This window comes from Pseudomonas sp. SWRI50 (assembly GCF_014269095.1).
Classification (GTDB): domain Bacteria; phylum Pseudomonadota; class Gammaproteobacteria; order Pseudomonadales; family Pseudomonadaceae; genus Aquipseudomonas; species Aquipseudomonas kermanshahensis.
Map to the genome: position 1 here is coordinate 11,871 of NZ_JABWRW010000031.1, position 17,539 is coordinate 29,409.

At 57.1% G+C, this 17,539-nt stretch carries 24 protein-coding genes; all 24 read left to right on the forward strand.

From position 1 onward, the window contains the following. Positions 1 to 32: 32 nt before the first annotated feature. The 24 genes from rpoC to rpsE all read left to right on the forward strand — a co-directional run bounded on the left by rpoC (position 33) and on the right by rpsE (position 17,539). Positions 33 to 4,232: a DNA-directed RNA polymerase subunit beta' gene (gene rpoC, locus HU750_RS24035; RefSeq protein WP_186682785.1), complete on the forward strand. Its 4,200-nt coding sequence runs from the start codon at positions 33 to 35 to the stop codon at positions 4,230 to 4,232. Between the two features lie 211 nt (positions 4,233 to 4,443). Then, positions 4,444 to 4,815, forward strand: a complete 372-nt coding sequence (gene rpsL / locus HU750_RS24040; RefSeq protein ID WP_003255492.1) for a 30S ribosomal protein S12 — start codon at positions 4,444 to 4,446, stop codon at positions 4,813 to 4,815. Positions 4,816 to 4,921: 106 nt separating this feature from the next. Further along, a complete protein-coding gene (rpsG, locus tag HU750_RS24045) occupies positions 4,922 to 5,392 on the forward strand; it encodes a 30S ribosomal protein S7 (protein WP_008089143.1) in 471 nt (156 codons plus the stop codon). Between the two features lie 30 nt (positions 5,393 to 5,422). Further along, complete coding sequence (gene fusA / locus HU750_RS24050; protein ID WP_027595471.1) at positions 5,423 to 7,567, forward strand: elongation factor G; 2,145 nt, start codon at positions 5,423 to 5,425, stop codon at positions 7,565 to 7,567. 27 nt (positions 7,568 to 7,594) lie between these two features. Then, on the forward strand, positions 7,595 to 8,788 hold the full coding sequence (tuf, locus tag HU750_RS24055) for an elongation factor Tu (protein ID WP_016484647.1): 1,194 nt from the start codon (positions 7,595 to 7,597) through the stop codon (positions 8,786 to 8,788). Positions 8,789 to 8,929: 141 nt separating this feature from the next. Then, on the forward strand, positions 8,930 to 9,241 hold the full coding sequence (gene rpsJ / locus HU750_RS24060) for a 30S ribosomal protein S10 (protein ID WP_003186070.1): 312 nt from the start codon (positions 8,930 to 8,932) through the stop codon (positions 9,239 to 9,241). 80 nt (positions 9,242 to 9,321) lie between these two features. Further along, positions 9,322 to 9,957, forward strand: coding sequence for a 50S ribosomal protein L3 (gene rplC / locus HU750_RS24065; RefSeq protein ID WP_027594871.1), 636 nt, complete (start codon positions 9,322 to 9,324; stop codon positions 9,955 to 9,957). Between the two features lie 12 nt (positions 9,958 to 9,969). After that, on the forward strand, positions 9,970 to 10,572 hold the full coding sequence (gene rplD / locus HU750_RS24070; protein ID WP_003255485.1) for a 50S ribosomal protein L4: 603 nt from the start codon (positions 9,970 to 9,972) through the stop codon (positions 10,570 to 10,572). Next, complete coding sequence (gene rplW, locus HU750_RS24075) at positions 10,569 to 10,868, forward strand: 50S ribosomal protein L23 (RefSeq protein ID WP_003255484.1); 300 nt, start codon at positions 10,569 to 10,571, stop codon at positions 10,866 to 10,868. Before rplD ends, rplW begins: the two co-directional genes overlap by 4 nt. Positions 10,869 to 10,882: 14 nt before the next feature. Next, the gene (gene rplB / locus HU750_RS24080; RefSeq protein WP_027594872.1) at positions 10,883 to 11,707 is read left to right on the forward strand and encodes a 50S ribosomal protein L2; all 825 of its coding nucleotides are present in this window, start codon (positions 10,883 to 10,885) and stop codon (positions 11,705 to 11,707) included. Positions 11,708 to 11,723: 16 nt separating this feature from the next. Continuing rightward, positions 11,724 to 11,999, forward strand: a complete 276-nt coding sequence (rpsS, locus tag HU750_RS24085) for a 30S ribosomal protein S19 (RefSeq protein WP_003255482.1) — start codon at positions 11,724 to 11,726, stop codon at positions 11,997 to 11,999. 11 nt (positions 12,000 to 12,010) lie between these two features. Then, the gene (gene rplV, locus HU750_RS24090; RefSeq protein ID WP_003103908.1) at positions 12,011 to 12,343 is read left to right on the forward strand and encodes a 50S ribosomal protein L22; all 333 of its coding nucleotides are present in this window, start codon (positions 12,011 to 12,013) and stop codon (positions 12,341 to 12,343) included. Positions 12,344 to 12,356: 13 nt separating this feature from the next. Beyond that, entirely contained in the window at positions 12,357 to 13,043 is a 687-nt protein-coding gene (gene rpsC, locus HU750_RS24095; RefSeq protein ID WP_003255481.1) for a 30S ribosomal protein S3, read from the forward strand. Positions 13,044 to 13,055: 12 nt separating this feature from the next. Further along, entirely contained in the window at positions 13,056 to 13,469 is a 414-nt protein-coding gene (rplP, locus tag HU750_RS24100) for a 50S ribosomal protein L16 (RefSeq protein WP_003255479.1), read from the forward strand. Beyond that, positions 13,469 to 13,660 carry a 50S ribosomal protein L29 gene (gene rpmC / locus HU750_RS24105; RefSeq protein WP_002555481.1) on the forward strand — a complete coding sequence of 64 codons (192 nt, stop codon included), beginning with the start codon at positions 13,469 to 13,471 and terminating at the stop codon, positions 13,658 to 13,660. The genes rplP and rpmC overlap by 1 nt, the downstream gene beginning before the upstream one ends. Positions 13,661 to 13,662: 2 nt before the next feature. Further along, a complete protein-coding gene (gene rpsQ / locus HU750_RS24110; protein ID WP_003255478.1) occupies positions 13,663 to 13,929 on the forward strand; it encodes a 30S ribosomal protein S17 in 267 nt (88 codons plus the stop codon). Positions 13,930 to 13,952: 23 nt separating this feature from the next. Further along, on the forward strand, positions 13,953 to 14,321 hold the full coding sequence (gene rplN / locus HU750_RS24115) for a 50S ribosomal protein L14 (protein WP_002555479.1): 369 nt from the start codon (positions 13,953 to 13,955) through the stop codon (positions 14,319 to 14,321). An 11-nt stretch (positions 14,322 to 14,332) separates the two neighbouring features. Beyond that, positions 14,333 to 14,647 (forward strand): 50S ribosomal protein L24, encoded by a 315-nt coding sequence (gene rplX, locus HU750_RS24120; RefSeq protein ID WP_003255476.1) that lies wholly within the window; start codon positions 14,333 to 14,335, stop codon positions 14,645 to 14,647. A gap of 20 nt (positions 14,648 to 14,667) precedes the next feature. Beyond that, positions 14,668 to 15,207: a 50S ribosomal protein L5 gene (rplE, locus tag HU750_RS24125; protein ID WP_003255474.1), complete on the forward strand. Its 540-nt coding sequence runs from the start codon at positions 14,668 to 14,670 to the stop codon at positions 15,205 to 15,207. Positions 15,208 to 15,220: 13 nt separating this feature from the next. Continuing rightward, a complete protein-coding gene (gene rpsN / locus HU750_RS24130) occupies positions 15,221 to 15,526 on the forward strand; it encodes a 30S ribosomal protein S14 (protein WP_012316516.1) in 306 nt (101 codons plus the stop codon). Between the two features lie 209 nt (positions 15,527 to 15,735). Further along, on the forward strand, positions 15,736 to 16,128 hold the full coding sequence (gene rpsH / locus HU750_RS24135; protein WP_027594873.1) for a 30S ribosomal protein S8: 393 nt from the start codon (positions 15,736 to 15,738) through the stop codon (positions 16,126 to 16,128). Positions 16,129 to 16,140: 12 nt separating this feature from the next. After that, a complete protein-coding gene (rplF, locus tag HU750_RS24140; RefSeq protein ID WP_027594874.1) occupies positions 16,141 to 16,674 on the forward strand; it encodes a 50S ribosomal protein L6 in 534 nt (177 codons plus the stop codon). Between the two features lie 10 nt (positions 16,675 to 16,684). Beyond that, positions 16,685 to 17,035 (forward strand): 50S ribosomal protein L18, encoded by a 351-nt coding sequence (rplR, locus tag HU750_RS24145; RefSeq protein WP_008089801.1) that lies wholly within the window; start codon positions 16,685 to 16,687, stop codon positions 17,033 to 17,035. 3 nt (positions 17,036 to 17,038) lie between these two features. After that, positions 17,039 to 17,539 carry a 30S ribosomal protein S5 gene (gene rpsE / locus HU750_RS24150; protein ID WP_003255465.1) on the forward strand — a complete coding sequence of 167 codons (501 nt, stop codon included), beginning with the start codon at positions 17,039 to 17,041 and terminating at the stop codon, positions 17,537 to 17,539.

Below are 17,539 nucleotides of genomic sequence, written 5' to 3' on the forward strand. Positions count from 1 at the left end.
GCCCGCTTCCTGCTCCGCCAGGAGGAAAGGCCTTGAAAGACCTACTGAATTTGCTGAAAAACCAGGGTCAAGTCGAAGAGTTCGACGCCATCCGCATCGGTCTGGCGTCGCCTGAAATGATCCGTTCGTGGTCGTTCGGTGAAGTTAAGAAGCCGGAAACCATCAACTACCGTACGTTCAAACCCGAGCGTGACGGCCTGTTCTGCGCCAAGATCTTTGGCCCAGTCAAGGACTACGAGTGCCTGTGCGGCAAGTACAAGCGCCTCAAGCACCGCGGTGTGATCTGCGAGAAGTGCGGCGTTGAAGTTGCCCTAGCCAAGGTTCGTCGTGAGCGCATGGCGCACATCGAACTGGCCTCGCCGGTTGCCCACATCTGGTTCCTGAAGTCGCTGCCGTCCCGTATCGGCCTGCTGATGGACATGACCCTGCGTGATATCGAGCGCGTTCTCTACTTCGAGAGCTACGTCGTTATCGACCCGGGCATGACCACCCTTGAAAAAGGCCAGCTGCTGAACGACGAGCAGTACTTCGAAGCGCTGGAAGAGTTCGGTGACGACTTCGACGCCCGCATGGGTGCCGAGGCTGTCCGCGAGCTGCTGCACGCTATCGACCTGGAGCACGAGATCGGCCGCCTGCGCGAAGAGATTCCGCAGACCAACTCGGAAACCAAGATCAAGAAGCTGTCCAAGCGCCTGAAGCTGATGGAAGCTTTCCAGGGCTCGGGCAACCTGCCTGAGTGGATGGTCTTGACCGTCCTGCCAGTACTGCCGCCGGACCTGCGTCCGCTGGTACCGCTGGATGGCGGCCGCTTCGCGACCTCCGACCTGAACGACCTGTATCGTCGGGTGATCAACCGTAACAACCGTCTGAAGCGCCTGCTCGATCTGTCGGCGCCGGACATCATCGTGCGCAACGAAAAGCGCATGCTGCAGGAAGCGGTCGACGCCCTGCTGGACAACGGCCGTCGCGGTCGCGCCATCACTGGCTCGAACAAGCGTCCGCTGAAGTCCCTGGCTGACATGATCAAAGGTAAGCAAGGTCGTTTCCGTCAGAACTTGCTCGGTAAGCGCGTGGACTACTCCGGTCGTTCGGTAATTACCGTAGGTCCGACCCTGCGTCTGCACCAGTGCGGTCTGCCGAAGAAAATGGCCCTCGAGCTGTTCAAGCCGTTCATTTTCGGCAAGCTGGAAATGCGTGGTCTGGCGACCACCATCAAGGCTGCCAAGAAGATGGTCGAGCGCGAGCTGCCAGAGGTGTGGGACGTTCTCGCCGAGGTCATCCGCGAACACCCCGTACTGCTCAACCGTGCACCGACCCTTCACCGTCTGGGTATCCAGGCGTTCGAGCCTGTGCTCATCGAAGGTAAGGCGATCCAGCTGCACCCGTTGGTCTGTGCGGCGTACAACGCCGACTTCGACGGTGACCAGATGGCCGTTCACGTGCCGCTGACGCTGGAAGCCCAGCTCGAAGCGCGCGCGCTGATGATGTCGACCAACAACATTCTGTCGCCAGCCAACGGTGAGCCAATCATCGTTCCGTCGCAGGACGTTGTACTGGGTCTGTACTACATGACCCGTGAAGCCATCAACGCCAAGGGCGAAGGTCGCGTATTCGCAGACCTGCAAGAAGTCGACCGCGTATTCCGCGCCGGCGAAGCTGCCCTGCACGCGAAAATCAAGGTCCGTATCAACGAGACCGTGAATGACCGTGATGGCTCCATCACCAAGAACACCCGCATCGTCGACACCACCGTCGGCCGTGCGCTGTTGTTCCAGGTTGTACCGGCAGGTCTGCCGTACGACGTGGTCAACCAGCCGATGAAGAAGAAAGCGATCTCCAAGCTGATCAACCAGTGCTACCGCGTGGTTGGTCTGAAAGAGACCGTCATCTTCGCTGACCAGCTGATGTACACCGGTTTTGCCTACTCGACCATTTCCGGCGTTTCGATCGGTGTTAACGACTTCGTTATCCCGGACGAAAAAGCCCGCATCATCGGTACTGCTACCGACGAAGTGAAGGAAATCGAGAGCCAGTACGCCTCCGGCCTGGTAACCCAGGGCGAGAAGTACAACAAGGTCATCGACTTGTGGTCGAAGGCGAACGACGAAGTGTCCAAGGCGATGATGGCCAACCTCTCGAAAGAGAAGGTCATCGACCGCGAGGGCAAGGAAGTCGAGCAAGAGTCCTTCAACTCGATGTACATGATGGCTGACTCGGGTGCGCGGGGTTCCGCAGCACAGATCCGTCAGCTGGCCGGTATGCGTGGTCTGATGGCCAAGCCGGACGGCTCGATCATCGAGACGCCGATCACCGCGAACTTCCGTGAAGGTCTGAGCGTACTCCAGTACTTCATCTCGACTCACGGTGCTCGTAAGGGTCTGGCGGATACCGCACTGAAAACTGCGAACTCCGGTTACCTGACGCGTCGTCTGGTAGACGTGGCGCAAGATCTGGTCGTGACCGAGATCGACTGTGGCACCGACCACGGCCTGCTGATGACTCCGCACATCGAAGGCGGTGACGTTGTCGAGCCGCTGGGTGAGCGCGTACTGGGTCGTGTCATTGCCCGTGACGTGTTCAAGCCAGGCACCGAGGACGTCATCGTCCCGGCCGGTACCCTGGTTGACGAGCAGTGGGTCGAGTTCATCGAGCTGAACAGCATCGACGAAGTTATCGTGCGTTCGCCGATCAACTGCGAAACCCGCTACGGTATCTGCGCCAAGTGCTACGGTCGTGACCTGGCTCGTGGTCACCAGGTGAACATCGGTGAAGCTGTCGGCGTTATCGCTGCACAGTCGATCGGTGAGCCGGGTACCCAGCTGACCATGCGTACGTTCCACATCGGTGGTGCTGCAAGCCGGACCTCGGCTGCCGACAGCGTCCAGGTGAAGAACGGCGGTATGGTTCGTCTGCACAACCTGAAGCAGGTCGTGCGCGCCGATGGCAACCTGGTTGCCGTATCGCGTTCCGGCGAGCTGGCCATTGCCGATGAATTCGGTCGTGAGCGTGAGCGTTACAAGCTGCCTTACGGTGCGGTCATTTCGGTCAAGGAAGGTGACAAGGTCGAAGCTGGCGCCATCGTCGCCAAGTGGGACCCGCACACCCACCCGATCGTTACCGAGCTGAAAGGTACCGTGACCTTCGTGGGCATGGAAGAAAACATCACCATCAAGCGTCAGACCGACGAACTGACTGGTTTGACCAACATCGAAGTTCTGGACGTCAAGGATCGCCCTGCCGCAGGCAAGGAAATCCGTCCGGCAATCAAGATGGTCGATGCCAACGGCAAGGACCTGTACCTGCCAGGTACCGACGTACCGGCTCAGTACTTCCTGCCGGCCAACGCCCTTGTCGGTGTGGCTGACGGTGCACAGATCGGTGTTGGTGACGTTATCGCGCGTATCCCGCAAGAAACGTCGAAGACCCGTGACATCACCGGTGGTCTGCCGCGCGTTGCTGACTTGTTCGAAGCGCGCCGTCCGAAAGAAGCCTCGATTCTGGCTGAAGTCAGCGGCACCATCGCGTTCGGTAAAGAGACCAAAGGCAAGCGCCGTCTGGTCATTACGCCGACCGACGGTAGCGATCCGTACGAAGAGCTGATTCCGAAGTGGCGCCACCTGAACGTCTTCGAAGGCGAACAGGTAAACCGCGGCGAAGTTATCTCCGACGGCCCGAGCGATCCGCACGACATCCTGCGTCTGCTGGGTGTGAGCGCGCTGGCCAAGTACATCGTCAACGAGATCCAGGACGTTTACCGCCTGCAAGGCGTTAAGATCAACGACAAGCACATCGAGACCATCCTGCGTCAGATGCTGCGTAAGGTCGAGATCGCCGAGTCGGGTGATTCCAGCTTCATCAAGGGCGACCAGATGGAACTGACTCACGTACTGGTCGAGAACGAGCGTCTCGCTAGCGAAGACAAGTTCATCTCGAAGTTCTCGCGTGTGCTGCTGGGTATCACCAAGGCTTCGCTGTCGACCGAATCGTTCATCTCCGCGGCTTCCTTCCAGGAAACCACCCGCGTACTGACCGAAGCGGCTGTCACCGGCAAGCGCGATTACCTGCGCGGCCTGAAAGAGAACGTGGTCGTGGGTCGTCTGATCCCGGCCGGTACTGGTCTGGCTTACCACAGCGAGCGCAAGCGCCGCCGTGATGCCGACAAACCGCTGCGTGTGAGCGCCAGTGAGGTGGAAGCCGCACTGACCGAAGCGCTGAATTCCAGCGGTAACTAAGTACAGGGCAGGGCCCCGGCAAGCCCCGAACGGCCATCGTCGACATGAATTGTTGCCGATGACCGGGCGGGGAGGGCCGGGGCCTCGTCTTGACTGGGTGCAAGATCCTCCGTAGACTTTTGTACCCTTAAATTTGGTGAGGCTCCGTCTCGCCAATTTTTGGCTTTCTTGCAAGACAATAGAGTCGCAAGACAATCAGTGGAGCTAGTAGATGGCAACTATCAACCAGCTGGTACGTCAGCCGCGTAAGCGTTCGGTCGAGAAGTCCGACGTTCCTGCGCTGCAGAACTGCCCGCAACGTCGTGGCGTGTGCACCCGCGTGTACACCACCACGCCGAAAAAACCTAACTCGGCACTGCGTAAAGTTTGCCGTGTGCGTCTGACCAACGGTTTCGAGGTTTCCTCGTACATCGGCGGTGAAGGCCACAACCTGCAAGAGCACAGCGTCGTCCTGATCCGTGGCGGCCGTGTAAAAGACTTGCCAGGTGTTCGTTACCACACCGTTCGCGGCTCTCTGGATACTTCGGGCGTTAAAGGCCGTAACCAGGGTCGTTCGAAGTACGGTACCAAGCGTCCGAAGTAATCGGTCGTTTGCACCCATCCATTTTTTTGAGTCGATAAGAGTAAGGTCGGGCAGGGGTCGAAGACCCACGTCCCGGGCTAACCTGAAGACCGTTTGAGGGCTTATCATGCCAAGACGTCGTGTAGCAGCAAAACGTGAGATTCTGGACGATCCTAAGTACGGATCCCAAATCCTCGCCAAGTTCATGAACCACGTGATGGAAAGCGGCAAGAAGGCCGTGGCCGAGCGCATCGTTTACGGTGCACTGGACAAGGTCAAAGAGCGCAAGAACAGCGACCCCCTGGAAATCTTCGAGAAAGCTCTCGACGCCATCGCTCCGCTGGTCGAAGTAAAGTCCCGTCGTGTCGGCGGTGCCACTTACCAGGTTCCGGTTGAAGTTCGTCCATCCCGTCGTAATGCTCTGGCAATGCGCTGGCTCGTAGACTACGCCCGCAAGCGCGGCGAGAAGTCGATGGCTCTGCGCCTGGCTGGCGAGCTGCTGGATGCTGCTGAAGGCAAGGGTGCTGCAGTCAAGAAGCGTGAAGACGTTCACCGTATGGCTGAAGCCAACAAAGCGTTCTCGCACTACCGCTTCTAATTCAAGCATCAATCATTTTGCGAGGGCTTTATGGCTCGTACTACAGCAATTAACCGCTACCGTAACATTGGTATCTGTGCCCACGTTGACGCGGGCAAGACCACCACTACCGAGCGGATCCTGTTCTACACAGGCCTGAGCCACAAGATGGGCGAGGTGCACGACGGCGCCGCGACCACCGACTGGATGGTTCAGGAGCAGGAGCGGGGTATTACCATTACCTCCGCTGCCGTAACTACCTTCTGGAAAGGCTCCGTTGGTCAGTACGACAACTACCGCGTAAACGTCATCGATACCCCTGGCCACGTTGACTTCACCATTGAAGTAGAGCGTTCGCTGCGCGTACTCGACGGCGCGGTCGTTGTGTTCTGCGGTACCTCCGGCGTTGAACCTCAGTCCGAAACCGTATGGCGTCAGGCCAACAAATACGGCGTTCCACGTGTTGTTTACGTGAACAAGATGGACCGTGCCGGTGCAAACTTCCTGCGCGTCGTAGGTCAGATCAAGAACCGTCTGGGTCACACCCCGGTTCCTGTTCAGCTGGCCATCGGTTCGGAAGATAACTTCCAGGGTCAGGTCGACCTGATCAAGATGAAGGCTATCTACTGGAACGACGACGACAAAGGCACCACCTATCGCGAGGAAGAAATTCCTGCCGATATGCTGGAGCTGGCTGAAGAGTGGCGCTCCAACATGGTTGAGGCGGCTGCCGAGGCCAGCGAAGAGCTGATGAACAAGTACCTGGAAGGCGAAGAGCTGACCGTCGAAGAGATCAAAGCCGGTCTGCGCGCGCGCACCCTGGCCAGCGAAATCGTACCGGCCGTCTGCGGTTCGTCGTTCAAGAACAAGGGCGTTCCCCTGGTTCTCGACGCCGTCATCGACTACCTGCCTGCTCCGACCGAGATTCCTGCAATCCAGGGTATCAACCCGGACGACAAGGATCTGGACAAAGACGATCCGGCTGTTCGTAAAGACGAGCGTCACGCTGACGACGACGAGCCGTTCTCGGCTCTGGCGTTCAAGATCGCGACTGATCCGTTCGTGGGTACTCTGACCTTCGTTCGCGTCTACTCGGGTGTTCTGACCTCCGGTGACTCCGTCATCAACTCGGTCAAGGGCAAGAAAGAGCGCGTTGGTCGTATGGTGCAGATGCACGCCAACCAGCGTGAAGAGATCAAGGAAGTGCGCGCTGGCGACATCGCGGCCCTGATCGGCATGAAGGACGTGACCACAGGCGAAACCCTGTGCAACGCCGACAAGCCAATCATCCTTGAGCGTATGGACTTCCCTGAGCCGGTTATTTCGCTCTCCGTAGAGCCGAAAACCAAGGCTGACCAGGAGAAGATGGGTATCGCTCTGGGCAAACTGGCCCAGGAAGACCCGTCGTTCCGCGTCAAGACCGACGAAGAGACTGGTCAGACCATCATCTCGGGCATGGGTGAGCTGCACCTGGACATCCTCGTTGACCGCATGAAGCGCGAGTTCAACGTCGAAGCCAACATCGGTAAGCCTCAGGTTTCGTACCGCGAGAAGATCACCAAGTCCAACGTCGAGATCGAAGGCAAGTTCGTTCGTCAGTCGGGCGGTCGTGGTCAGTTCGGTCACTGCTGGATCCGTTTCTCGGAGCCGGACGTCGACGAGAAGGGCAATATCACCGAAGGTCTGGTCTTCACCAACGAAGTCGTTGGTGGTGTGATTCCTAAGGAATTCATCGCCCCGATCCAGAAGGGTATCGAAGAGCAGATGAAAAACGGCGTTGTTGCCGGCTATCCGCTGCTCGGCCTGAAGGCCACGGTATTCGACGGTTCGTACCACGACGTCGACTCCAACGAAATGGCGTTCAAAATCGCTGCTTCGATGGCTACCAAGCAACTGGCCCAGAAGGGCGGTGGCGTGGTGCTTGAGCCGATCATGAAGGTCGAAGTTGTAACCCCGGAAGACTACCTGGGTGACGTGATGGGTGACCTGAGCCGTCGTCGCGGGATGATCCAGGGTAATGAAGACTCGGTGTCCGGCAAGGTAATCACTGCTGAGGTACCGCTCGGAGAAATGTTCGGTTATGCGACCGACGTTCGTTCCATGTCTCAGGGTCGCGCAAGCTACTCCATGGAATTCTCCAAATACGCCGAAGCTCCGTCGAACATCGTCGAAGCACTCGTTAAAAAACAAGGCTAATCCCCTTTAGGCAAGAGGTTCACTGTCGTGGCTAAAGAAAAATTTGATCGTTCCCTTCCCCACGTTAACGTCGGCACCATCGGCCACGTTGACCACGGTAAGACCACTCTGACCGCAGCTCTGACTCGCGTCTGCTCCGAAGTTTTCGGTTCGGCAGTCGTTGAGTTCGACAAGATCGACTCGGCTCCGGAAGAAAAAGCGCGCGGTATCACCATCAACACCGCTCACGTCGAGTACAACTCGAACATTCGTCACTACGCTCACGTCGACTGCCCAGGTCACGCTGACTACGTGAAGAACATGATCACCGGTGCTGCCCAGATGGACGGCGCGATCCTGGTTTGCTCGGCCGCCGATGGTCCGATGCCACAAACCCGTGAGCACATCCTGCTGTCCCGTCAGGTTGGCGTTCCGTACATCGTGGTCTTCCTGAACAAGGCTGACCTGGTAGACGACGCTGAGCTGCTGGAACTGGTCGAGATGGAAGTTCGCGACCTGCTGTCCACCTACGACTTCCCAGGCGACGACACCCCGATCATCATCGGTTCGGCTCGTATGGCGCTGGAAGGCAAAGACGACAACGAAATGGGCACCAGCGCTGTCAAGAAGCTGGTTGAAACTCTGGACAGCTACATTCCAGAGCCAGAGCGTGCTATCGACAAGCCGTTCCTGATGCCAATCGAAGACGTATTCTCGATCTCGGGTCGTGGTACCGTTGTTACCGGCCGTATCGAGCGTGGTATCGTCCGCGTTCAAGATCCGCTGGAAATCGTTGGTCTGCGTGACACCACCACCACCACCTGCACCGGTGTTGAGATGTTCCGCAAGCTGCTGGACGAAGGTCGTGCTGGCGAGAACTGCGGCGTTCTGCTGCGTGGTACCAAGCGTGACGACGTTGAGCGTGGCCAGGTTCTGGTCAAGCCAGGTTCGGTCAAGCCGCACACCAAGTTCACCGCAGAAGTCTACGTCCTGTCGAAGGAAGAAGGCGGCCGTCACACTCCGTTCTTCAAAGGCTACCGTCCTCAGTTCTACTTCCGTACCACTGACGTGACCGGTAACTGCGAGCTGCCGGAAGGCGTTGAAATGGTAATGCCAGGTGACAACATTCAGATGACTGTCACTCTGATCAAGACCATCGCAATGGAAGACGGTCTGCGCTTCGCTATCCGTGAAGGCGGTCGTACCGTCGGCGCCGGCGTCGTAGCCAAAATCATCGAGTAATCACTCGACCGATTGAAAAAACCCCCGCTCAGCGGGGGTTTTTTTTATTGGGTTGACACTAAATTGGGGCGTCTATAGAATCACGCCTCCTTTTAGCGGGCGTAGTGCGTCCGTTGGGAACAGCCTGGAGTCTGAAATCCAATGCAAAATCAGCAAATCCGTATCAGGTTGAAGGCTTTCGACCATCGCCTGATCGACCAATCCACCCAGGAAATCGTGGAAACCGCGAAACGTACTGGTGCACAAGTGCGTGGTCCAATTCCACTGCCTACCCGCAAAGAGCGTTTCACCGTTCTGGTCTCCCCGCACGTCAACAAAGACGCGCGTGACCAGTACGAGATTCGCACTCATAAGCGTGTTCTGGACATCGTCCAGCCAACGGATAAAACCGTTGACGCGCTGATGAAGCTTGATCTCGCGGCAGGTGTGGAAGTGCAGATCAGCCTCGGCTAAGACTTCGGTCTTGTCCGTGTAACGCTCTGAAATGGGCGGCCATAGCGGGTGAAAGCCCCGTACACTCATGAGGTTACAACATGACTATTGGTGTAGTCGGTCGTAAATGCGGTATGACCCGCGTTTTCACCGAAGAAGGTGTCTCCATTCCGGTCACGGTCATTGAGATCGAGCCGAATCGCGTCACCCAGTTCAAGACTGAAGAAACCGATGGCTACCGTGCAGTGCAAGTCACTGTCGGCGAGCGTCGTGCTTCGCGTGTGACTGCTGCTCAAGCAGGTCACTTCGCTAAAGCGAACGTTGCCGCTGGTCGCGGTGTCTGGGAGTTCCGCCTTGAAGAAGGCGAGTTCCAGGCTGGCGACTCGATCAAAGCTGAACTCTTCACTGCAGGCCAGCTGGTAGACGTTACTGGTCAGTCCAAAGGTAAAGGCTTCGCCGGTACCATCAAGCGCTGGAACTTCCGTGGTCAGGACAACACCCACGGTAACTCCGTGTCGCACCGCGTCCCAGGCTCCATCGGCCAGTGCCAGACTCCTGGTCGTGTGTTCAAGGGCAAGAAAATGTCCGGTCACATGGGCGCCGAGCGCGTGACTGTTCAGTCCCTGGAAGTAGTACGCGTAGACGCTGAACGCAACCTGCTGCTGATCAAGGGTGCCGTACCTGGCGCTACTGGCGGCGACGTGGTTGTACGTCCGGCTGTCAAGGCTCGCGGTTAAGGGGAAACTGACATGCAACTTAATGTAAATGACGCTCAGGCGATCGAAGTTTCCGAACTGACTTTCGGTGGCGAATTCAACGAGACGCTGGTTCACCAAGCAGTCGTGGCCTACATGGCCGGCGGCCGTCAGGGCACCAAGCAGCAAAAGACCCGTTCCGACGTGGCTGGTGGCGGTAAGCGCCCATGGCGTCAGAAGGGTACTGGCCGTGCTCGTGCTGGTACCACTCGTGGTCCGATCTGGCGTGGCGGTGGTGTTACCTTCGCAGCTCGCCCTCAAGATCACTCGCAAAAGCTCAACAAGAAGATGTATCGCGCAGCTCTGCGCTCCATCCTCGCTGAGCTGGTGCGTAGCGACCGTCTGGTCGTGGTTCAGGACTTCGCTGTTGAAGCACCGAAAACCAAAGATCTGCTGAACAAGCTGAACGGCATGGGTCTGAGCGACGTTCTGATCGTTTCGGACGCTGTTGATCAGAACCTGTACCTGGCTGCTCGCAACCTGCCACACGTCGATGTACGTGACGTGCAAGGTTCCGACCCGGTCAGTCTGATCGCATACGAGAAAGTGTTGATCACTGTCTCGGCCGTGAAGAAATTCGAGGAGCTGCTGGGATGAACCAGGAACGCGTATTCAAAGTCCTCCTTGGCCCGCACGTTTCCGAGAAGGCTACCGTTCTGGCTGAGAAAAAAGGCCAGTTCGTATTCAAGGTTGCTACTGACGCAACCAAGCTGGAAATCAAGAAAGCTGTCGAAGGCCTGTTCAACGTAAAAGTTGAAAACGTGTCGACCGTTAACGTTCTGGGTAAAACCAAGCGTACCGCACGTGGTCTGGGCAAGCGTAATGACTGGAAGAAGGCAATTGTCTCCCTTCAGCCAGGCCAAGATCTCGATTTCAGCAGCAGTGCTGAGTAAGGAAGGGGTGCATCATGGCAATCGTTAAATGCAAACCGACTTCCCCTGGCCGCCGTTTCGTGGTCAAGGTGGTCAACAAGGAGCTCCACAAGGGCGCTCCTCACGCACCGCTGCTCGAGAAGAAATCGAAGTCTGGTGGTCGTAACAACAATGGCCGCATTACCACTCGTCACGTTGGTGGTGGTCATAAGCAGCATTACCGTCTGGTCGACTTCCGTCGCAACGACAAAGATGGCATCCCAGCCACTGTCGAGCGTATCGAATACGATCCAAACCGTACTGCTCACATCGCCCTGCTGTGCTATGCAGACGGTGAGCGTCGCTACATCATCGCCCCTAAAGGCGTGAGCGCTGGCGACCAGCTGATCGCAGGTTCCCTGGCCCCAATCAAGGCCGGTAACTCCCTGCAGCTGCGTAACATCCCAGTAGGTAGCACCATTCACGGCATCGAACTGAAGCCGGGTAAAGGTGCACAGATCGCTCGTTCCGCTGGTGCTTCGGCTCAGCTGATCGCTCGCGAAGGTGTCTACGTGACCCTGCGTCTGCGCTCTGGTGAAATGCGTAAAGTACTGGCTGAGTGCCGTGCGACCCTGGGCGAAGTCTCGAACTCCGAGCACAGCCTGCGTTCGCTGGGTAAAGCAGGTGCCAAACGCTGGCGCGGCGTTCGCCCAACCGTTCGTGGCGTTGCCATGAACCCGGTTGACCACCCGCATGGTGGTGGTGAAGGTCGTACCTCCGGTGGTCGTCATCCGGTATCGCCATGGGGCTTCCCAACCAAGGGTGCTAAAACCCGTGGTAATAAGCGTACCGACAACATGATCGTCCGTCGTCGCAAGTAACTAGAGGGATACGACAGTGCCACGTTCTCTGAAAAAAGGTCCTTTTATCGATCTTCACCTGTTGAAGAAGGTCGAAGTGGCGGTGGAGAAGAACGATCGCAAGCCAGTTAAAACCTGGTCGCGTCGCTCGATGATCCTGCCACAAATGGTCGGTCTGACCATCGCGGTTCACAACGGTCGCCAACATGTCCCAGTTCTCGTGAACGAAGACATGGTCGGCCACAAACTGGGCGAGTTCGCCGGTACCCGCACCTATCGCGGGCACGTGGCTGACAAGAAAGCCAAGCGTTAAGGGGTAAGGAAATGGAAGTAGCCGCTAAGTTGTCGGGCGCTCGCATCTCCGCCCAGAAAGCCCGCTTGGTCGCCGACCAGATCCGCGGGAAGAAGGTGGGCGAAGCGCTCAACCTGTTGGCCTTCAGCAGCAAAAAAGCCGCTGAAATCATGAAGAAAGTCCTCGAGTCGGCCGTTGCCAACGCCGAACACAACGAAGGCGCAGACGTTGATGACCTGAAGGTCTCCACCGTCTTCGTCAACGAAGGGCGTTCGCTGAAGCGCATCATGCCACGTGCCAAAGGCCGTGCTGATCGCATCGTCAAGCGGTCTTGCCATATCACTGTCAAGGTTGCGGACAAGTAACGGAGTCGATCAGATGGGTCAGAAAGTACATCCCACTGGCATTCGCCTGGGAATCGTCAAGGAGCACACCTCCGTCTGGTACGCAGACGGTGCTACTTACGCAGATTACCTGTTGAAGGATCTGAAAACACGTGAGTACCTCCAAGACAAACTAAAAAGCGCGTCCGTAAGCCGTATCGATATTCATCGTCCGGCTCAAACTGCACGCATCACCATCCACACCGCTCGTCCCGGTATCGTTATCGGTAAGAAAGGTGAGGATGTCGAGAAGCTGCGTCAGGACCTGACCAAGCAGATGGGTGTGCCTGTGCACATCAACATCGAAGAGATCCGCAAGCCGGAACTCGACGCTATGCTGGTTGCGCAGAGCGTAGCTCAGCAGCTGGAACGCCGCGTAATGTTCCGTCGCGCCATGAAGCGCGCCGTACAGAACGCCATGCGTATTGGTGCCAAGGGCATCAAGATCCAGGTGAGCGGTCGTCTCGGCGGCGCCGAGATTGCTCGTACCGAGTGGTATCGCGAAGGTCGTGTGCCTCTGCACACCCTGCGTGCCGATATCGACTACAACACCTACGAAGCTCACACCACTTACGGTGTGATCGGTGTGAAGGTTTGGATCTTCAAAGGCGAAGTTATTGGTGGTCGCCAAGAAGAACTGAAACCACAAGCACCAGCGCCTCGTAAAAAAGCTGCTAAGTAAGGGGTACGCCAAATGTTGCAACCAAAGCGTACAAAATTCCGCAAGCAGATGACTGGCCACAACCGTGGTCTGGCACTGCGCGGTAGCAAAGTCAGCTTCGGCGAATTCGCCCTGAAAGCTGTTGCTCGCGGTCGCCTCACCGCTCGCCAGATCGAGTCGGCACGTCGTGCTCTGACTCGTCACGTGAAACGTGGCGGTAAGATCTGGATCCGTGTCTTCCCGGACAAGCCGATCTCCAAGAAACCTCTCGAGGTTCGTATGGGTAAAGGTAAGGGTTCCGTGGAATACTGGGTTGCCCAGATCCAGCCAGGCAAAGTCCTGTACGAGATCGAGGGTGTTTCTGAAGAGCTGGCGCGCGAAGCTTTCGCCCTGGCTGCTGCAAAGCTGCCTCTCGCCACCTCCTTTGTTAAGCGGACGGTGATGTGATGAAAGCGAATGAACTTCGTGAAAAATCGGCACAGCAGCTGAACGAGCAACTGCTCGGCTTGCTGCGCGACCAGTTCAATCTGCGTATGCAGAAAGCAACTGGCCAGTTGGGGCAGTCGCACCTGCTCTCGCAAGTTAAGCGTGACATCGCTCGCGTGAAAACTGTGCTCAACCAGCAGGCAGGTAAGTGATCATGGCTGAAGCTGAAAAAACCGTCCGTACGCTGACTGGCCGTGTCGTCAGCGACAAAATGGACAAGACCATCACCGTTCTGATCGAGCGTCGCGTAAAGCACCCGATCTACGGTAAATACGTTAAGCGTTCGACTAAGCTGCACGCGCACGACGAAGCCAACCAGTGCAAGATCGGCGACAAGGTTTCCATCCGTGAAACCCGTCCGCTGGCCAAGACCAAGTCCTGGGCACTGGTTGAAGTCCTCGAACGCGCTGTTGAAGTCTAAGGGCTAGGGGTCGGAGAAATTTTATGATTCAGACTCAATCCATGCTCGATGTGGCCGATAACAGCGGCGCTCGTCGCGTCATGTGCATCAAGGTACTCGGCGGTTCGCACCGCCGTTACGCCGGCATCGGTGACATCATCAAAGTAACCGTCAAGGAAGCAATTCCGCGCGGTAAGGTCAAAAAAGGCCAAGTGATGACCGCTGTTGTCGTCCGTACCCGTCACGGTGTACGTCGCGCTGACGGTTCCATCATTCGTTTCGACGGCAACGCTGCTGTTCTGCTGAACAACAAGCAAGAGCCGATCGGCACTCGCATCTTCGGGCCAGTGACCCGTGAACTTCGTACTGAGAAGTTCATGAAGATCGTCTCGCTCGCCCCTGAAGTGCTGTAAGGAGATCCGACATGCAAAAGATTCGTCGTGACGACGAGATCATCGTGATCGCCGGCAAAGACAAAGGTAAGCGCGGTAAGGTGCTGAAGGTTCTCGCTGATGACCGTCTGGTCATCGGTGGCGTGAACCTGGTCAAGCGTCATACCAAGCCTAACCCGATGGCGGGCGTTCAGGGCGGTATCGTCGAGAAAGAAGCGCCTCTGCACGCTTCCAACGTTGCCATCTTCAACGGCGAAACCAACAAGGCTGACCGCGTTGGTTTCAAAGTAGAAGACGGTAAGAAAATTCGTGTCTTCAAGTCGACCCAAAAAGCGGTTGATGCTTGAACACTGCTAGGTAGAAGACCATGGCACGACTGAAAGAGATTTACCGGAACGAAATCGCTCCCAAGCTTAAGGAAGAACTTAAGCTGTCGAACGTGATGGAAGTTCCGCGCGTTACCAAAATCACCCTGAACATGGGTCTGGGCGAAGCGATCGGCGACAAAAAAGTCATCGAGCACGCTGTTGCCGACCTGGAAAAGATCACCGGTCAAAAGCCGGTCGTGACTTTCGCTCGTAAATCCATCGCGGGCTTCAAAGTCCGTGAAGGATGGCCGATCGGCGTCAAGGTGACCCTGCGTAGCGACAAGATGTACGAATTCCTGGACCGCCTGCTGGCGATCTCCCTGCCTCGGGTTCGCGACTTCCGCGGCCTGAATGCCAAGTCCTTCGATGGCCGTGGCAACTACAGCATGGGCGTGAAAGAGCAGATCATCTTCCCGGAAATCGATTACGACAAGATCGATGCTCTGCGCGGTTTGGACATCACCCTGACCACCACTGCTCGTTCGGATGACGAAGGCCGCGCTCTGCTGCGTGCTTTCAAATTCCCGTTCCGCAACTGATTGGAGTAGGAAAATGGCCAAGAAGAGCATGAAAAACCGCGAGCTGAAGCGTCAGCTCACGGTAGCCAAGTTCGCCAAAAAGCGTGCTGAGCTGAAAGCGACCATCGTCAACCTGAACGCCTCTCCAGAAGAGCGTTTCGCTGCCGTTGTCGCTCTGCAGAAGCAGCCACGTGATGCCAGCGCTGCGCGTCTGCGCAACCGTTGCCGCCTGACCGGTCGTCCTCACGGTGTATACCGTAAGTTCGGCCTGGGCCGTAACATGCTGCGTCAAGCGGCAATGCGCGGTGACGTACCAGGTCTGGTCAAGGCCTCCTGGTAATCGCTGCAGGTGTGATCCCGGTGGAAGGGGAGCAATCTTCCGACCGCCGGTGACCTCGCCAACAAACAAGCCCCTATATGGGGCTTGTTTCGTTTCTACCTTGTGTCTAGAATGACCGGCTCACCTGAGCCTGGGTTTTTTGCCCAATCCGCTCGGGTGGTTGTGATAGCCGCAAGGCTAATAATTCTTGTATCAGGAGCATCTAGCCCATGAGTATGCAGGACCCGTTAGCGGACATGCTAACTCGCATCCGTAATGCCCAGATGGCTGAAAAGTCCGTCGTAAGCATGCCTTCCTCTACGCTGAAGGTCGCGGTTGCCAAAGTTCTGAAGGATGAAGGTTACATCGCTGGCTACCAAGTCAGTGGCGAAGCCAAGCCCTCCCTGTCGATCGAACTGAAGTACTTCGAAGGCCGTCCGGTCATCGAGGAACTGAAGCGCTCCAGCCGTCCAGGCCTGCGCCAGTACAAGGCCGTTACCGATCTGCCGAAAGTACGTGGCGGTTTGGGCGTGTCTATTGTCTCCACCAACAAAGGTGTGATGACTGATCGCGCTGCGCGCGCTGCCGGTGTCGGCGGCGAAGTTCTCTGCACAGTGTTCTAAGGGGGGATAGACATGTCTCGCGTCGCTAAGAACCCCGTTAAGCTGCCATCTGGTGTCGAAGTCAAATTCGCCGGCCAGCAGCTTTCGGTGAAGGGTGCCAAAGGCACTCTCGAACTGAACGTTCACTCGTCTGTTGAAGTTACCGAAGAGTCTGGTGAGCTGCGTTTCGTCGCTCGCAATGGTGACCAGCAAGCTCGCGCCATGGCCGGTACTACCCGCGCTCTGGTCAACAACATGGTCCAGGGCGTAAGCCAAGGCTTCGAGCGCAAGCTCCAGCTGGTCGGTGTTGGTTACAAGGCACAGGCCAAGGGCACTATCCTGAACCTGGCCCTGGGCTTCTCGCACCCAGTGGACTACGAACTGCCAGCCGGTATCACCGCTGAAACGCCTAGCCAGACCGACATCCTGATCAAGGGTATCGACAAGCAGCTGGTAGGTCAGGTGGCCGCTGAAATCCGCGACTTCCGTCCACCAGAGCCTTACAAAGGTAAAGGTGTGCGTTACGCGGACGAAGTAGTCCGTCGTAAAGAAGCCAAGAAGAAGTAGGGCCTAGCAAATGACCGACAAAAAAGTTACTCGACTGCGTCGCGCTCGCAAAGCACGCCTCAAGATGCACGAACTCGAAGTCGTGCGCCTGTGCGTGTTCCGCTCCTCGCAGCACATCTACGCCCAGGTCATTTCGGCCGACGGCAGCAAGGTTCTGGCAAGCGCCTCGACCTTGGACAAAGACCTGCGTGATGGCGCCACTGGCAACATCGACGCGGCCACTAAGGTTGGCAAGCTGGTAGCTGAGCGTGCGAAAGCCGCCGGTGTATCTCAAGTTGCCTTTGACCGTTCCGGCTTCAAGTACCATGGCCGCGTCAAAGCGCTGGCTGATGCTGCTCGTGAAGGCGGGCTGGAGTTCTAAGTTATGGCAAATAACGATCAAAAGCGCGACGAAGGCTACATCGAGAAGCTGGTTCAAGTTAACCGCGTTGCCAAGACCGTAAAAGGCGGCCGTATCTTCACCTTCACCGCGTTGACCGTGGTTGGTGATGGTAAAGGTCGTGTCGGCTTCGGCCGTGGCAAATCGCGCGAAGTACCTGCTGCGATCCAGAAAGCCATGGAAGCTGCTCGTCGCAACATGATCCAGGTTGACCTGAAGGGCACCACCCTGCAGTACGCCACCAAGGCTGCCCACGGCGCCTCGAAGGTTTACATGCAGCCTGCCTCGGAAGGTACCGGTATCATCGCCGGCGGTGCAATGCGTGCTGTCCTGGAAGTTGCTGGCGTTCAGAACGTTCTGGCCAAGTGCTACGGTTCGACCAACCCAGTGAACGTGGTTTACGCCACCTTCAAGGGTCTGAAAGCCATGCAATCTCCTGAATCCATTGCTGCCAAGCGCGGCAAGAGCGTCGAGGAGATCTTCTGA